11 protein-coding genes are annotated in these 16,144 nt (G+C 72.1%); 4 read left to right on the forward strand and 7 right to left on the reverse strand.

Going from position 1 to position 16,144, the window contains the following annotated elements:
- The first annotated feature begins 37 nt into the window (after window positions 1-37).
- Window positions 38-1,417: a PLP-dependent aminotransferase family protein gene (locus ACGFK0_RS05880; protein WP_392900767.1), complete on the forward strand. Its 1,380-nt coding sequence runs from the start codon at window positions 38-40 to the stop codon at window positions 1,415-1,417.
- A gap of 27 nt (window positions 1,418-1,444) precedes the next feature.
- Here ACGFK0_RS05880 and ACGFK0_RS05885 read toward each other — a convergent pair whose 3' ends face one another.
- Entirely contained in the window at window positions 1,445-2,140 is a 696-nt protein-coding gene (locus ACGFK0_RS05885) for a hypothetical protein (protein WP_392900770.1), read from the reverse strand.
- A 432-nt stretch (window positions 2,141-2,572) separates the two neighbouring features.
- Here ACGFK0_RS05885 and ACGFK0_RS05890 point away from each other — a divergent pair, with 432 nt between their 5' ends.
- Window positions 2,573-3,655, forward strand: coding sequence for a phosphotransferase family protein (locus ACGFK0_RS05890; protein ID WP_392900773.1), 1,083 nt, complete (start codon window positions 2,573-2,575; stop codon window positions 3,653-3,655).
- 21 nt (window positions 3,656-3,676) lie between these two features.
- Here ACGFK0_RS05890 and ACGFK0_RS05895 read toward each other — a convergent pair whose 3' ends face one another.
- The 3 genes from ACGFK0_RS05895 to ACGFK0_RS05905 all read right to left on the reverse strand — a co-directional run bounded on the left by ACGFK0_RS05895 (window position 3,677) and on the right by ACGFK0_RS05905 (window position 9,482).
- Window positions 3,677-5,146, reverse strand: coding sequence for an RNA polymerase sigma factor (locus ACGFK0_RS05895; protein WP_392900776.1), 1,470 nt, complete (start codon window positions 5,144-5,146; stop codon window positions 3,677-3,679).
- Window positions 5,147-5,362: 216 nt separating this feature from the next.
- Complete coding sequence (locus ACGFK0_RS05900; RefSeq protein WP_392900781.1) at window positions 5,363-6,883, reverse strand: RNA polymerase sigma factor; 1,521 nt, start codon at window positions 6,881-6,883, stop codon at window positions 5,363-5,365.
- Window positions 6,884-7,199: 316 nt separating this feature from the next.
- A complete protein-coding gene (locus ACGFK0_RS05905) occupies window positions 7,200-9,482 on the reverse strand; it encodes a substrate-binding domain-containing protein (RefSeq protein WP_392900784.1) in 2,283 nt (760 codons plus the stop codon).
- Between the two features lie 274 nt (window positions 9,483-9,756).
- On the opposite strand from ACGFK0_RS05905, the gene ACGFK0_RS05910 reads away from it, so the two are divergent.
- Window positions 9,757-10,569: a TrmH family RNA methyltransferase gene (locus ACGFK0_RS05910; RefSeq protein WP_392900787.1), complete on the forward strand. Its 813-nt coding sequence runs from the start codon at window positions 9,757-9,759 to the stop codon at window positions 10,567-10,569.
- Here the strand turns inward: ACGFK0_RS05910 and ACGFK0_RS05915 are convergent, their stop codons facing one another.
- The 3 genes from ACGFK0_RS05915 to ACGFK0_RS05925 all read right to left on the reverse strand — a co-directional run bounded on the left by ACGFK0_RS05915 (window position 10,570) and on the right by ACGFK0_RS05925 (window position 15,377).
- Entirely contained in the window at window positions 10,570-11,436 is an 867-nt protein-coding gene (locus tag ACGFK0_RS05915) for a hypothetical protein (protein WP_392900790.1), read from the reverse strand.
- A 267-nt stretch (window positions 11,437-11,703) separates the two neighbouring features.
- The gene (locus ACGFK0_RS05920) at window positions 11,704-12,072 is read right to left on the reverse strand and encodes a hypothetical protein (protein WP_392900793.1); all 369 of its coding nucleotides are present in this window, start codon (window positions 12,070-12,072) and stop codon (window positions 11,704-11,706) included.
- Window positions 12,069-15,377 (reverse strand): SseB family protein, encoded by a 3,309-nt coding sequence (locus tag ACGFK0_RS05925; RefSeq protein WP_392900796.1) that lies wholly within the window; start codon window positions 15,375-15,377, stop codon window positions 12,069-12,071. The genes ACGFK0_RS05920 and ACGFK0_RS05925 overlap by 4 nt, the downstream gene beginning before the upstream one ends.
- A gap of 385 nt (window positions 15,378-15,762) precedes the next feature.
- On the opposite strand from ACGFK0_RS05925, the gene ACGFK0_RS05930 reads away from it, so the two are divergent.
- A complete protein-coding gene (locus ACGFK0_RS05930) occupies window positions 15,763-16,143 on the forward strand; it encodes a hypothetical protein (protein WP_392900799.1) in 381 nt (126 codons plus the stop codon).
- The last annotated feature ends 1 nt before the right edge of the window (window position 16,144 follow it).

The following is a 16,144-nucleotide window of genomic DNA, read 5'->3' on the forward strand; positions in this document are numbered from 1 at the left end:
GCGTATAGACGGAGACCACTTTTAGACGGAGACCACTTTGTCGATAGACCTGCCTCTCGGCATCGACCGGGATGCCGGTGAGCCCATGAGCGCCCAGCTCGTCGGCCAGTTGCGTGCGGCGATGGGGGAGGGGCGGCTGGCGGCCGGGGAGCGGCTTCCCGCGAGCAGGGCGCTGGCGGGGCTGCTGGGTGTGAGCCGCACGGTCGTGACCGAGGCGTACGAGCAGCTGTACGCGGAGGGCTGGCTGGAAGGCCGGCACGGGTCGGGGACGTACGTGACCGACGGTGTCGCCGCGCCGCCCGTGCCGAGAACACGGCCGGTGAGGACCGAGACCGTGCGGAGGACGGCGGCCCCTCACGAGATCGATCTGCGACCGGGTCTCGCCTGGATCGGGGCGCTGGACACTCCCGCGTGGCGGCGTGCGTGGCGCCTCGCGTCCGGGATGCCGCCCCAGCAGCGCCAGGACCCGCACGGCCTGCCGGACCTGCGCATCGCCTTGGCCGACTACATCAGGCGCAGCCGCGGCGTGGGGTGTCCTGTGGACGGGCTGCTGGTGACGCGGGGCGCGACGAACGGGCTGGATCTGCTGGCGGCGACCGTGCTGTGTCCGGGTGACCGGGTCGGGGTGGAGGAGCCCGGCTACCGGCGGGCACGCGCGGTGCTGGAGGGGCGCGGCGCCGAGCCGGTGCCCTGCCCGGTCGATGAGCACGGCCTCGTCGTCGACGGCCTCCCGGACGATCTGCGCCTCGTCTACACGACGCCGTCGCATCAGTTCCCGATGGGCGGCGTGCTGCCCGTTCCGCGCCGCCAGGCCCTGCTGGCGTGGGCGCGGCGCAACGGGGCGCTCGTCGCGGAGGACGACTACGACGGCGAGTTCCGGTACGACGTCGCGCCGCTCCCCGCGCTCTACGGGCTGGACCCGGACGTGGTGGTCTACCTCGGCACGACCGCCAAGATCCTCACGGCGGACATGGGGGTCGGCTGGCTCGTGGGCCGTCCCGACCTGGTGGGACGGATCGCGCTGCGCCGCGAGGAGCTGAACGACCGCACGGCCGTCGTGCCGCAGGACGCGCTGCGGCTGCTCCTGGAACGCGGCGACCTGGACCGGCACGTCCGCCGGATGCGGGGGGAGTACGCGCGGCGGCGGGACGTGGTCGTCCGGGCGCTGGACGGGCTGCCCCTGCGCGGCGACACGGCCGGTCTGCACCTGGTGGTGGACGTCCCGGCGCAGGTGGCGGGTCGGGTCGTCCGCGAGGCGGCGGACCGGGGCGTTCTGGTGGAGACGCTCGACCACTGCCACGGGGGCGCGCGGCGGGCGTCCGGGCTGGTGATCGGTTACGGCTCGGCGGCGAACCTCGCGGAACTCCGCAAGGGCTGCGAGGTCGTCCATGAGCTGGTGGGGACGCGGGCGGGGTGAGGGGGAGGTGAGCCGTGCCGGAGGGGGTCAGTTGGACATGGCGGACTGCGCGACCGGCACGGGCTCCGGGGCGGGTTGAAGGGGACGTCCCGGCGGCGGCTCCTTCTGTGGCGGGCGGACGGGGTCGGGCTTGCGCGGGGGCCTGGGGAGGAGGCGGGGCGCGGTCGCGGCGTCGGGGAGGGGTGCGCGCGGCTTCGGGATGGGGGCGACGGGGGTGTCGGGCCCGGTGATGCGGCGGATGTCGATGGCGCCCGGGTCGGGACGGTCGACGAGCGGTACCTGCGATGCCCCGTAGTGTCCGCCGCGCGCCCAGTCCTTGCGGTCGCGGTTCGCGTGGTACGACTGCGGCGACGGCAGCGGCGGCCCGGCGGGCCAGTGGCGCGGGACTCCCCACGAGTCCAGCCACTGGACGATCGCGTCGATGCCGCTGAGCGGCGTGCCGGTGAACGGCGTCCTGGACTGGCCGATCACCATGATCTGCACGCAGACGCGTCCCTCATGGCCGACGCGCCCGCCGAGGTGCCGGGCGGCGCGGGTGGCGGGCAGGAGCTGGACGATCTCGCCGGTGCCGGGATGCCAGACCAGATGCGGCGGCCGGTCGTCCTTGATGAGGTCGGCGGCCACCGAGCGGGCGGAGACGGTGCGTGGATCGTGTTCGCCGGCGCACCAGACGACCCGGGGAGCACCTCCTCGCAGAGCTCCGCCGTCCTGTCGCGCCGGCATGCGGCCGGCTCCCGGCAGCCATGCGTCTGCCACGGTGTGTCCCCCCCAATCGGGCGGTCTAGTCCCGAATGGTCTAGTCCTACTCTCATAGCCCAGCGGGACCCATAAAGTCCAGCCTGCCGTCATGGGCCGGGTATGACGGCTATGACCCTTCGCGCCGGGTAGAGACCATGCTGCTCGGGTGTCGTCGCAGATGCGTACCCCGGGGTTTCGCCTAATCCACCTGGCGTTGCATTTTTCCTCCGGAGGTCGCGCCGAATCGGCCGCCCGGCCCCGAACGCCGACGTGTTTCCGCAGATCAGGACGATGCTGAACGTCAGGTGCACCTGAGCTGCAAGTCGGCCGGAAGTGGCCGACGCGTCACCGGCCGCAGCGACAAGGTACCGGGGTGGGGTTCACAGCCCAGACCGAGCCACGTTCTAATAGGTCGTCATGACCGTTGACGCAGAGCTTCCGTCCGGGGTCCCCGGCATCGACGCCCCCCGCCTGGCGGAGTGGCTGGACCGCGAGCTGCCCGGATCGGGCCGCATCGGCGCGATCGACCTGATCGCGGGCGGGCGCTCCAACCTCACCTACGGGATCACCCTGGACGGCGGCCGCCGCATCGTGCTGCGCAGGCCGCCGCTCGGGCACGTCCAGCCGACGGCCCACGACATGGGCCGCGAATACCGGGTGCTGACCGCGCTCGGCGTCGGCACGGCGGTGCCGGTGCCGAGGACGCTCGCGTTCTGCGACGACGTCGACGTCATCGGCGCGAACTTCTACCTCATGGACTACGTCGAGGGACGTGTCCTGCGCAGCCGCGAGGACGCCGAGGACCTCACCCCCGAGCAGGCGAACGGCCTCAGCGAGGCACTGGCCGGGGCGCTCGCCGCGATCCACACCGTCGACGTGAAGGCCGTCGGCCTGGAGGACTTCGGGCGCCCGAGCGGCTACATGGCGCGTCAGCTGAAGCGGTGGGGCAAGCAGTGGGACGGCTCCCAGGAAGCCGTTCGCGCCACCGGCGCCACCCGTGACCTGCCCGAATACGACCGGCTTGTGGCCAGGCTCGCGGACCGGATGCCCGCCGATGCCCCCGCCCGCCTCGTCCACGGCGACTTCCGTCTCGACAACGCGCTCGCCCGGCTGGAGCCGCGTCCCGAAATCGCCGCCGTCGTCGACTGGGAGATGTCGACGCTCGGTGACCCGCTGTCCGACCTCGGGCTGACGCTCGTCTATTGGGCCGAGGCCGCCGACGCCGACCGCCTCCCCGTCGGCGCCACGATCACCTCGGCGCCCGGTTTCTTCACCCGGCGCGAGTTCACCGAGCGGTACGCGGCGCTCACCGGATTCGACCTCGCCGACCTCGACTTCTACGTCGCGTTCGCGTGCTTCAAGCTCGCCGTCATCCTGGAGGGCATCCACGCCCGCTATCTGCAGAAGGCGACCGTCGGCGAGGGCTTCGACCAGATCGGTGACGGTGTGCCGATCCTGCTGGACCGCGCACACCGCACCCTGGACACCGGCACCCTCTGATCAGCGGTACTCGACCCGGGATCAGCAGTACGAGACCCGGGCGGAGCCACCCGGCGAGAACGAGACCGACCCGGTCTTGTCCCCCCAGCAGATGACGTTCGTCCGGCGGACGGTCACGCCGGCGGACTCGCCCGACGACAGGCGGCCGCTCCCGCCCGCGCTCAGCTCGCCGGACGCGCCGGTCACCCGCCAGGTCACCGCCCCGCCCACCGCGGTGATGCGGATGGTGCACGACTCGTCGTTGCCCATCCGGCACCCGTCCACACTGAGGCGGCCGCTCCTCGGAGGGTCGGGCTCCACGGTGTTCTGCGGAGGCGGGGGCTGCGTCGTCGGAGTCTTCGACGGCGTCTTGGACGGCGAGGGGCTCTTCGACGGCGTCTTCGACTCGGTCGGGGACGGTGACGTGACCGTCGGGGACGGATCGGTCGGCGTGGCCTCGGGCCGGCCCGAATCCACCGGCCCGCCGCTGTCACCGGGGACCGCCGGTCCGGTCGCCGACGTGTTCTCACCGTCCCCGCCGCCGAGCGCCGACATCGCTCCCACGGACAGCACCACGACTCCCACGGCCACGGCGACGGCCCCGATGAGGGGGCCGCGGCGCCGGGGCGACCGCTCGCGGACGCGGGTGGGCGTCGGCTCGTAGGGGAGCGGCCAGCCGTACTCGTCGAACGGCTCGGTCCAGGCGGCGATGGCGCGGCGGTTCCCGGCGCGGTCCTCGGCGGTCGTCGCGGTCAGCACGTCCAGCCGCAGCTCCGCGGGGATCGCCGCGATCGGCAGCACCGACAGCAGCCGGTCGGCCGGCAGCGGCGGCGTCTCGCGCTCCCCGCACACCGGGCAGCTCGCCACATGCCGGACGAGCGACGCCGCCGTCTGCGGGGACAGCGGCCACGACTCGGTCAGCGCCGAGACGCTGGGGCAGTCCTTCCAGTGGTTCTGCGCGATGAGGGCGGCGTGCAGCGCGGCGGCGAGGTCCTCGCGGGCCCGCTCCACGAGCGCGAGGGTCTCCTCCAGCGGCATCCCGAAGATGCCGGACAGATCGACCTCGTCCAGCTCGTGCCGCACCGACAGGTCGATCGCCTCGCGCTGCCGGCCGTTGAGCGCGGCGAGCGCGCTGTGCGCGAGCAGGCGGCGTTCCTCACGCCGGGCGAGCTGCTCGTCGGTCAGGTCGTCGTCGGCCTCCGGCGCCTCCTGCCCGGTGTGCCGGTTGGGGCTGTCACGGCGCCGCATGCACTCCTTGCGGGCGATCGAGTACAGCCAGCCGCGCAGCCGGTCCGGCTCGGTGAGCCGGTCGATGTGCTCGCGGGCCGCGACGACGCAGTTGCGCAGCGCACCGGCCGCCTCCACCCGGTCACGGAGCAGCCCGTGACAGTAGTCGTAGAGGAACGGTGCATAGGTGTCGTAAACCTCGGTCAGCGCGATGACGTCCCCGGCTCGCAGCGAGTTCGCCAGCCTGAGGTCATCGTTCTGCTCGGGCCCTGGCTCACCGGCCACGGGAACCCTCCCAGTCGAATTCGGTGTTGTCGATCGTGCCCCCGGTGAGCGCCCGACGCCTGTCGGCCCGCTCTGGTTGCCCGATCTTGCCACCAAGTTGCTGAGATTTCTCCCCGGTGCTCGAATCTCCGTGACGGAATCGGTACGCGCCGTGGCCATCCGACCTAGTCGATCAGCCCTTATGCCAAAAAATGTGATCTATGTCACGTTTCGTGATCAGCCCTGTGGGCCGCCGCCACCGCCACCGCCACCTTCGCCGTTCGGGGGGCACGTCCACGAGACGGATCTGCTGGCGCCTCCCGGAGAGAAGACGACGGCACCGGCCCCGGAACCCGGTACTTCGCAACTCGCGAGCCTGACTGTGGCAGCGCTCGACTGTCCGTGGGACAGTGTGCCGCCCCCGCTGGCGCTCAGAGGCGACCCGGCCGATGCCGACCACGTGACCGACCCGCCGTCCGCATGCACCGGGAACGAGCAGACGTCCCCGGTGCCACTGAGATTGCATGAGCCGCCGCCCACCGACAGGGTGCCCTTCCTCGGCTGGGTGAGGCTCGGTCTCGGCTCGGAGGACTGGCGGCGCGTCCGGGTCGGCGCCGGTGTGGACGTGGTCGGTGTGGCTGAGGGCGTCGGAGTGGCGCTCTCCGTGGGCGTGGGCGATTCTGACGGCTCTTCGGCCTCGCTCGGCAGGGACGAGTCGGGAACGGATGTGGACGGCCCTGGGGAGCCCTGGGCGTCCGTCCGTCCACCGGACGAGTCGGGCATGATGAAGAACGCGCCCGCCACGATCAGCACCACGGCGGCGACGGCGGCGAGTATCGGCCACAGCGCGCGCGGGGCGCCCCGTTCCGAAGAAACCCGTTCGTTCGCCCTCCGGTCGACGTGGACAGGCCAGCCCCAGTCGTCGAAAGGCTCGGCCCGGTAGGCGATCTCGGACAGGTCGGGTGCCAGGGCCGGGTCGGTGGCGGTGGCCATGACCAGGCCGCGCAGGTCCGTCGGCGTCATCGCGACGGGCATCACTTGCAGAAGCCGCGCCGCGGACACCGGCCGGTCACGCCGGGAGGCACAGGTCGGGCAGGTCTCGATGTGGTGGACGAGCTTGCGGACGACGGGTGGCGGCAGCGGCCATCCTCCGTCGTCGGTGAGCGCGGCGACGCTGGGGCAGCCGGGCCCGTTCCGCGCGATGTGGGCGGCGGCGAGCGCGTCGTCCAGGCGGGCCTGCGCGCCGGCGGTCATGCCGGCGGCCTCCCGCGCGTCCATCCCGAGGACGCCGCCGACCTCCGCGGCGTCCAGGCCGTGCCGCAGCATGAGGTCCAGCGCCTCACGTTCACGCCCGCGCAGCCCCGCCAGTGCGCTGTGGGCGAGCTGGCGGGCCTCCAGCCGCTGCGCCAGTTCCGCGGCGTCCAGGAAGCCGTCCTCGGCCTCTGGGGCCTCGTGGCGCTCGGCCGGACGGTCCGGGTCGCGGAGCCGCCGCATGCACTCGTTGCGGACGAGCGCGTACAGCCAGCCGCGGAACAGGTCGGGCTCGCGCATGATGGACACGTGCGCGTACGCGGCGATGAGCGCGTCGTGCAGCGCGCCGGCCGCCTGGTCCTGGTCGCGCAGCAGTGCGTGGCAGTAGTCGTACAGGCGGGCCGCGTAGCGATCCATGACCTGGATGAGGGCGCTGGGATCGCCCGCGGCCAGGGACCGCGCCAGGCGCTCGTCATCGGCGCGATCGAGACTGGGCCAACCGGACACGAGGTCCTCCCGCGGGCTGTGTTCGGAATCCTCGTCCGCGTCGACGGGAACGGGCTTGGAAGATTCACTGGGGAGCCGACGTACTCTCCCGGCCCCGGTCTCCCGACCGGCTCCCTCGCGGGCCAGGGAGGGAAAGTAGATCGGAGGCCCGACGGCCCCGCTCCCCGTCGGGCCTCCACCTAGATTGACGATCGGCTGCGGCGCCCGGTTGACACCGATCGCCAGGAAAAATCAAGAACTACCTGCCGCATCCGGATGATCACCGACCGGTGATCATCCGGATGCCGGTCACCGGGTGCCGGTCACTGGATGCCGGTCACTGGATGCGCCGGGACAGCGCCTTGAGGAAGATCTTCTTGATCTCCTGCGGCGTCATCGCGACCTGGACCGTGCCGTTCGTCGCCTCGGCGATCTGCTCCAGCTCGTTGCGGTCCACGCCCTTGCCGAACCCGATCATGTTGACCTGGATCGGCTTGTTCGGGTCCTGCATGCCCTTGAGCTGCTCCAGCGTCTCCTTCAGCGACGGGCCGCCGGCGTCGTCGTTCTTCCCGTCGGTCAGCAGCAGGATGGAGTTGCCGAACTCCGGCTTGTAGGTCTCGTTCATCATCTTGTATGCGGCGAGCATCGTCCGGTACAGCCCGGTGTCGCCGTTCGGCTTCGGCCGCATCTGGTTGAGCGTCGACAGGACGAGACCGCGCCGGGTGGTGGACCCGATCCGCTCACCGAGCGGGCCGATCTCCACCGACTTCTTGTAGGGGAGATCCCCGTCCATGTTGGTCGAGAACAGCCACTGGCCGAGCTCGGTGTCGTCCGACATCATGCTGAGGCCGCCCTGCGACACCTGCGCGAGGGCCTGCAGCCGGTTGGTGTTCGGGCCGACCTTCTCGAGCATCGAACCGGACACGTCCAGCAGAGAGAGGATCCGCAGTCCGAGCGACAGCTTCGACCACGCCTGCATGACCTTCGCGACGTCCTCGCTCTTCGGCGTGGGCAGCTGCCGCGGGCGGGCCGGGCTGACGCCGGTCTTCTGGTCGAAGCCCTTGGGCGCCTTGCCGTCCGGCGTCCTGAACCCCGCCGCGTGGACGTCGTTGCGGGTCGCCTCGGTGCCCAACGCCTTCTCCAGCAGGCGGGCGGCCTTCTGCTTGCCGGCGTCCTTGGTGGTGACGGTGAACGGGTAGTCCATCGACAGCGTGCCCTCGAGCGGGTACAGCGCGACCGCCGGCTCCTCCGGCTTGGTCCGGTTGTAGCTCCACAGAGCCTGCTCGGACGACAGGGAGATCGGCTGCTTGCCGCCGCTGTTCTTGCGGAAGGCCTCGAACTCCGCGTCGACCGTCGGGACGGTGCTCTCCCGGACGGTCCGGACGATGCCGGTGAAGATCGAGTCGCGGTTGGGGTCGTTCGCCAGCAGCGTGCTCGTGACCATCAGCGAGCCCATGCCGGCCGCGTTCCGCATCGGGTCGGGCACCACGAGCCGCACCGTGCCGGGCGGGATCATCTGGTTCTTGGTCACCGCGCCGCCCGCGGTACCGCCGGCGGCCTTGAGGAGGTTGTCCCAGGACGGGCTGGCGGTGATGCCCTGCTTCTTCAGCTGCGCCGCGAGCGACTGCGGCAGGCCCACCACGATCGGGCTCTTGGCCACCGACGTCTTGGTCGCCAGGACGGCGTCCTTGGTGTCCTTGCTCGCCTGGGCCAGCGAAATCCACAGCGAGGAGTCGGGGATCCACACGTCCGGGCGTTCGTTGGCGGGGTTCGCGACGCCCTGCCCGGACAGCAGCGTCGACACCGACGCCGGCTCGGCCTTCGTCACCGTGGCCTTGACGCACTTGCCGTCGGTCTCGTGCTTGCCGTCGTTGAAGCGTTCGGCGGCCTTCTCGACCACCGGCGCGATGTCGGGCGCGACCGACACCGACAGGTTCATCGCGTTGTCGCCCGTGCAGCCGCCGCTCTCGGCGAACGCGTAGACGCCGACGCCCAGCAGCAGCGCGAGGCCCACGGCGCCGGCCATCGGCCCGATCAGCGCGGTCGCACTGCGCTTGCGCTTGCGGCGCCCGTACTCGTAGCCGCCGGACTCGCTGCCGTAACCACCGGACCCGCCCGAGCCCCCGGACCCGCCTGAACCGCCGGATCCACCGGAACCGCCGCCGTAGCCGCCGGAGTCACCCGGCCCCGAGGCACCGCCGAAGAACCCCGACGGACCGCCGTCGGAACTGCGGATGGAGTCATACTCGCTGTAGCCGGTTCCGGCCAGCGGCGATGAGGAACTCCCGGGCGGCGGCCCCTGGCGGCCTCTCATCGGGTCTCCCGGACGGGGCCCGCCGGGGCGTCCACCGCCATGCCCGCCGGAGCCGTAGACGGGCTGCTCACCCGTCTGCCGCGGCGTGAACCACTCGGGAGTCTCGCCTGACGCCCCGGGGCCGGCCGCGCCGGGCGGAGCCCCCTGCGGACCGGCCTGCGGCTGGGCGAGCGGCTGGCCCTGGGCGTCCCGTGCGCCGAACCAGTCGGATGACCCGTCGTTGGCCGGACCGAAGACGGGCCGAGACGGGTCGTACCCGCCCTCGCCCATCCCCTCGGGGATGTCATTGCGATGACGTCCGCTCATGGCCTGCCCTCGATTCACCAGAAACCCGCCGATGTTCCACGGCACTGTAGTAGTACGAACTAGAGGTTACAAAGAACTCAAAAGTGATAATGACGCAGGTCATGAGCGTATGTCTCAACGATCCTGGCATTGCCCCCGGTCGGCACGCTCCGCGACGGCGGCGCTACGCGACGGCCCCCCCTCGCGCGAACCGTGGTGTACGTTGCGGTGGCCGCGCCTGGATCCCGTTCGCATCCGGGACGCTCCACGCTCCGCCCACCGGCAGACTTGGGGCATGGCCAGCCTGGTTTCCGTCACCGACCCCGCAGACCCCCGCATCGCAGACTACGTGCGACTCCGCGATGTGAATCTCCGCAAGAGCCTGGAAGCCGAGCACGGCCTGTTCGTCGCCGAGGGCGAGAAAGTGATCCGCCGTGCGATCGGCGCCGGCCACCCCGTCCGCTCCCTGCTGATGGCCCGCCGCTGGGCCGAACCCCTCGCCGACGTCCTGGACGCCCTCGACGCCCCCGCCTACGTCGCCGACGACGCCACCATGGAGTCGATCACCGGCTTCCAGGTCCACCGCGGCGCCCTGGCGTCCCTCGAACGCCTCCCCCTCCCCACCGTGGACACCGTCCTCAGCACCGCCCGCCGCGTCATAGTCTGCGAAGACATCGTCGACCACACCAACATCGGGGCCATCTTCCGGTGTGCGGCGGCTCTCGGCGTGGACGCCGCCGTGCTGGCACCCCGCTGCGCCGACCCGCTCTACCGGCGCTCGGTCAAGGTCTCCATGGGCGCGGTGTTCGCGCTGCCGTACGCCCGGATGACCGACTGGCGCACCGGCCTGGCCGCGCTTCGCGAACGCGGCTTCCAACTCCTCGCCCTGACCCCCGCGCCCGACGCGACACCCATCGACGACGCGCGGACGGCGGACCGCCGGGCGCTGCTCCTCGGCTCCGAAGGGGACGGCCTGTCGTCCCGATGGCTCCACGAGGCCGACCACCGCGTCCGCATCCCGATGAGCGAGACGGCCCTCGCTCGCGGCGTCGACTCCCTGAACGTGGTCGCCGCCGCAGCGATCGCCTGCTACGGCCTCACCCGCTGATCACTTTCCGAACATGCCCCTGCGGGGCCGGCGGTGCGTGCCCTTCAGCCGCTTCGCGGCACCGGCAGGCAGCCGCCGCCGCCCCAGCCGCAGCTGCGTCAGCAGCAGGGAGATCGCCACCAGCAGCGCCGCCAGCCACGCGATCTGGGTGCTCGCCATCCGCTCGAACGTGAGGTCCTGCGCGACGGGCGCCTTGTTCCCCTGCAACCGGCTCTGCGGCGTCACCGCACCCGGACCGGGCGCGACGGACGGACTCGGCGCCTGGATCGGCGGCAACGCCACCTCCGGCTTCTCCGGATCGAACGACGAGTTCGGATTCGGCGGCTCGACCCCGCTGATGGAAGCCGACGGTCCGCCATCACCGGATCCGGATCCGGAACCCGAGCTCGAACTCGAGCCGTCACTGGAGCCGTCACCGCCACCCCCGCCGGACGACGACTTCGTGGGCGACGGCTTCGACGTCGTCTTCGACGGTGTCGCACTAGGCGACGTGGGCGGCGTCGTTGTCTTGGTCGGCGTTGGCGTTGGCGTTGGCGTCGGAATGATGAAGTTCACTGTGGTCGTCTTGACGATGTCGGTGAGTTCCGTCGCGCTGACCGTGACGGTGATCCCGACCTCCTTCGTCTTCTCCGGAGCCGTCAGATTCCAGGAGAAGACGCGGTTGCTCTCGCTGGAGAGGTCTCCCGCGGTGCATTTCTCCATGGTGAACGGCTTCTCGCATTCACCGTCCAGGGTCACCCCCTCGGGGCTCGCCGCGATGCTCTTGATCTTGACGCCTGCCACCTCGCCGCCGACGGCCTTGACGGTCGTTTCGACGGTCACGGTCTCCCCGGCGGCCGGCGCGGAGGGAGCCGTGGTGACGCTCACGGCGAGCTCGCCCGGGGCGGGGGACGCCGTGCCCGACTCTGATGGCGTGGGGGACGGTGCGTCGTCGGCCATGGCGGATGCGCCGCCGGCGGCCAGGACGGCGGCCGTGCCGAGCCCGACAAAGATCGGTTTCACCGCTGATCGGCAGATCACTGCCGCAGCACCTCCGTCGCATCGCCTTTGAACGCTGTGCCCGCAACTACCCGAGGGGTCCCCTCGGGAATCATGCCAACACGGATCCGCGAGCCAAATCAACCCCGTGAGTCATCAGATCAACTCCTCGCGGACGTCCTCGACCTCCGACCCGGGAGCCCATGTCTGCCAGATGCCCTGGTCGATGCGGTCGAGCCCGAGGTTCTCCGCGACCGGGGCCCGTCCGCCGGTGTATTCGACCCGCAGCCATGTTTCATGCTCGCCGACGATGACGAACCGTTCGCCGCGCCAGCGGCACGTCGTCCGGACGTAGCGGAGGTCCTCGACTTCGGACGCGGGGACGATGCGGCGGTAGCGTCCGGGACGCAGTTCCTCGAACCCGTCCGTCGGCCCCGGCGCGTACAGCCTGATCTCACCGTCGGCGCCCGGCGCGGCCTCGAAGTCGCGGCCGAGCCACCGCGCGACGTACCCGTCCCGGATCACTGCGTGGCCTCCGTCCGCCCGTCCCATGCGTCGGCGTTCGCGTCCGGCCGCAGCCAGGCGAGCCGGTCGGGGTCGTACATGGCGACGAACCGTTCGGACCGGTCGCGCCCGAGGACGTACATCTCCGCCCCGTACGGCAGGCGGACGCTGTCCACCTTGTACTCGCGGATGGAACCGGCGCTTCCGGGCGCGAAGCCGCTTCCCGTGAACGGCGGCCGCTCGATCACCCAGCCGGCCTCGCCCCAGGTGGCCCTCTCCTCCTCGTCCCGGCCGCCGAAAGGGATCCGGTACAGGTCGGGGCAGTAGGCGGGCCACCGGATGACGTAGACGCCCTCATCGCCGGGTGAGAACGAAGAGCCCTCGTATAGAAGCCCCAGCGCCTCGTACAGCTGGACCGGTGTCTGCAACTCCGCCACATCGCCCGTCGAGTGGACGAACCCGCCGACCCGGTCGTAGCCCTGCTCCAGATACCACGCGACATGCTCGTGCGGCACGACCTTCTGCATGATGGACGGCGACGACACGCGGTCGTCGAGGTCGGGCGGCATCTGCGGCGCCGGCTCGGGCCGCGGCGGCGGCAGCGGCACCTCCGGCCGCGCCTGGACGAGCCCGACCCGAACCGCCCATTCGCTGAGCGCCCGCACCTGGTCGCCGCGCAGCGACGCTCCGATGCGCGTTCCCGGGTTGAGCAGCATCATCCAGTCTTCGCGGGGCCACGCGCCGATCAGCTCCCGGAAGTCGGCGTACACGAACCGGGACTCCGGCAGCACCTCGCGCAACCGGACCAGCGACGTGAACACCTGCACCGCCGACTCCGTCCGCAGCGCCGCGTCCCACCGGAACTCCCGCTGGACGGGCGTCACCTCAAGGGGCGCGTCGTCCGGAATCGGCACGAGGACGTTCGCGTTCAGCAGGACGCGCAGGAACGCGTCCGAGTCGCCGCTCAGGGCCGCCTCGTGGAGCTCCTGGTCGATCCGGTTGCCCGGCTCGAACGCCGGCTCCGGCTCGTCCAACGCCCGCAGCGGCCGTTCACCCGGCGCGTCCTGGCCGCTTTCCGTGCCGGCCGCGACCGGCAGGCCGGGGCCGGCCGCCGGACCGGGAGCGTCGAACGCGGCGAAGCCGTCCTGGCCGGCCGGTCCGGGCCCAGCGGTGTCGCCGCCCTGCGGGCCGGTCTCCGGTGAGGCGCTGTGGGGGTCGCGGGGTGCGTCCGGCATGCCGGGCGCCGCGTGTGCGCCCTGCGGAGGCCGGACGGCGTCGGGCGCCGGGCCGGGATGGTGTGCGGTGGGTTCGGGGCCACCGGCGGCGCTCAAGCCGGGCGTTGCGGGTTCACCGGGGGAGTCGGGCGGGGTGGGCTCACGTCCGGCCTCGGCAGTGTCGCTCCCTGGCGTGTCGGCCGGGAAGCTCGGTGCACCCGCGCCAGGCCGCGCGGTTTGGCCGGGGACGGTTTCGCCCGGGGCGGCCTCGCCGGCGGCGGGGCCGCCTGCGTGCTCGTCCGATGCCGTCTCGCCGGGGTCGCCGAACACGCCCGGATTCCCCTGCGCGCCAGGTCCGGCCGGTGCGCCCGGGGTGTCGGACGCGGCTACATCGTCCTCCCACGTCGGTCTGCGTCCTGGATGAGGTCCGCCGGGGGCGCTCATGTCCGCGCGGCCGCCCGGGGCTCCGAGTGGGTCTGAGGTGTCGAACGCCGATGCTCCGGCGCCCCCTTGTGCGGCTTCCAGAGGTGAGCCGGGTGCCGATGGTTGGCGGTCGTCCTCGCGGCCGGCCGGGGCCGGGGTCGGCGGACCGGCGTGGGCGCCCGGTGCGTCCCGGGCAGGCGTGTCGGGCTCGGACGGGACGGCGGGCGCCACGGGGACCGGCGGCGCCACGGGGACGGCGGGCGTGTCCGGGGGAGGCGGCGTGGACGCGGCCGGCGGCGTCGCGGGGACGGCGGGCGTGTCCGGCGGCGTGTCCGAGGGCGTGGACGCGGCCGGCGGTGTCGCGGGCTCCTCCGGACGCGGGAGGTCGCCCAGGGAGCGGACCTTGTCGCCGGGCATGGCCGCGTCGATGGGCGTCCCCGGGTTGATGGCGAGGGTCCACTCGGTGTCCGGCCAGGCGGCGACCATGTCCAGGAGGGTCGGCATGATGAAGCGGGAGGAGCCGATGGCCTCGTTCATCCACTTGAGGGACGTGAAGATCTGGATGGCCGTGCGGCCGTGGACGGGAACGGGCCGCCACGGGAAACCGGGGTCGCCGGGGGCGATGCCCCAGGGGGTGTCGGGGTCGGCGGGGACGAGGACCTGGGCACCGAGGAGAATCTTGAAGAAGCCGTCGGTGTCGCGGCGGCGGGCGGTGTCGAAGAGGCGCTGCTCGACGTCGTTCTGCGGCTCGAAACCATCCGTCATGCGCTGCGCGGCGCGCTGGTCGGCCCAGGTGGCGAGGCCGGGGAGCTGCTGGGCGAGGACGGTGCCGCCGGCGGGGGAGCCGGAGTTGATGGCCAGCAGCCAGTCGTGGTTCGGCCAGTAGCGCAGCGCGACGGTGAACGGCAGCTTGATGTACTCGGTGCCGGCCCCGGTGGCGCGGGCCGCCTCGATGAGACGTTCGGGTGAGGTGAACACCGGGACGACGGTGGAGCCGTCGACGTCCCTGGTCTGCCAGGGGAACCCCGGACGGCCCGGTCGCATCGTGTAGTCGGTGTCGTCCGGGACGGGCAGCAGCACGTCGGTGGCCGCGAGGGTCTGCAGGAAGAGGTCGTGGTCGTTGTTGGCGGCCGCCCGGAGCAGCTCGCGTTCGACGTCGTTGGCGGGCTGGAACTCCTGCCGGGGCGACTCGCGGGGGAGGTCGCGGTGCTGGTCGCGGAGTTCCTCCCAGGGGGCGGACGCGCGGCCGACCTGGGGCGGGCGGCCGTCGCCCTGCGCCACCTGGCGGACGAACCAGGACGGCAGCCGCGCCTCGATGGGCAGCGCGGTCCCGACACCGTGGGCGGGCGCGTCGATGGCCAGCCACCAGCGGTTGTCGGGCCACGTCTCGGCGATCTCGCCGAACCGGACGGTCATGAAGTGCTGGTAGGCCGGGCCGAGGCAGGCGCGCATCGCCGATGCCGACGTGTAAACCAGCACATGGACCCGGCCGTCCTCTTCCTGGGTCGGCCAGGACGCCTGCGTGCGGCCCGAGAGCATGCCGTTTACCAGGTCGGGCGGGACGGGGATGACGAGCTCGCTGTCCGCGATCAGGCGGAAATAGCTCTCCTGGTCCCCGGCCCGTACGGTCTCCTGCAGTCGGTGCTCCAGTTCCGACGTGGGTCGCCACGCGTCGGCCACGGTCGCCACCCCCTGTTTCTTCCGTGCTCGTCCCCGCGCGACTGCCTACGCTACATGGGCGAACAGGACCAAAGAGCATAATCACCTGACCGCGCGTGAGACTCCGCAGGTCAGCGCGCTGTCAGCTCGGCGAGGGCGGTGCCGGACGTGTCGCCGAGGCCGGCGCGGGGACGCGGCCGCCGTTCCGCGGCGGCACCGGGACGTCCGCGCCGATAATGCGTGAACCGCGCGAACCCGGACCCCGTCGGCGGGCGTCACAGCAGGCGTGATGGGGGAACGGGCGAGCACCGCGGCAAGGCGGGGCTTGAGGCGCTCATGACCCGGTGCGGAAGTATGTGCGGAAACCGTCCGGGATCAACGGACCCGGGTCCGGGGGAACGAGTGGGAGGGTGCGATGCGGTACGGGGTGGTTCGGGCGCTGGCCGGCGGCGTGGTGGCGCTCGGCGCGTCCGGCCTGCTGGGCGGATGCGGGACGCTGGGCGGCGGCCCCGGCGAGGTGTGCATCGACACGAAGAAGGCGTTCCAGCAGTACATCACCCAGGTCAGGAGCGTTCCGGCGTCGGATCCGGCGCAGTGGCGGCAGGCGACCGACAAGCTCGCCGGACGCCTCGACGCCCTGGCGGAGAAGGCCGACGACGACGACCTGAAGAAGGCACTGAAGACCGAGGCGGGCCGGCTCCGCGCCGCCGCGCCGGCCGTCGGCGGCGGCGACATGGCCCAGCTCAACACCGTGATGAAGGAGACACCGGCCCGGATCGGCAAGGCCTGCGACTAGC

This window comes from Spirillospora sp. NPDC048823, from assembly GCF_043198445.1.
GTDB lineage: Bacteria > Actinomycetota > Actinomycetes > Streptosporangiales > Streptosporangiaceae > Spirillospora.

What these genes read in the sequence shown, in the direction of transcription:
- ACGFK0_RS05885 (WP_392900770.1), bottom strand. Translation starts at nt 2,140, where the DNA reads ATGCCGGCGCGACAGGACGGCGGAGCTCTGCGAGGAGGTGCTCCCCGG.
- ACGFK0_RS05905 (WP_392900784.1), bottom strand. Translation starts at nt 9,482, where the DNA reads ATGAGCGGACGTCATCGCAATGACATCCCCGAGGGGATGGGCGAGGGC.
- ACGFK0_RS05930 (WP_392900799.1), top strand. Translation starts at nt 15,763, where the DNA reads ATGCGGTACGGGGTGGTTCGGGCGCTGGCCGGCGGCGTGGTGGCGCTC.
- ACGFK0_RS05910 (WP_392900787.1), top strand. Translation starts at nt 9,757, where the DNA reads ATGGCCAGCCTGGTTTCCGTCACCGACCCCGCAGACCCCCGCATCGCA.
- ACGFK0_RS05890 (WP_392900773.1), top strand. Translation starts at nt 2,573, where the DNA reads ATGACCGTTGACGCAGAGCTTCCGTCCGGGGTCCCCGGCATCGACGCC.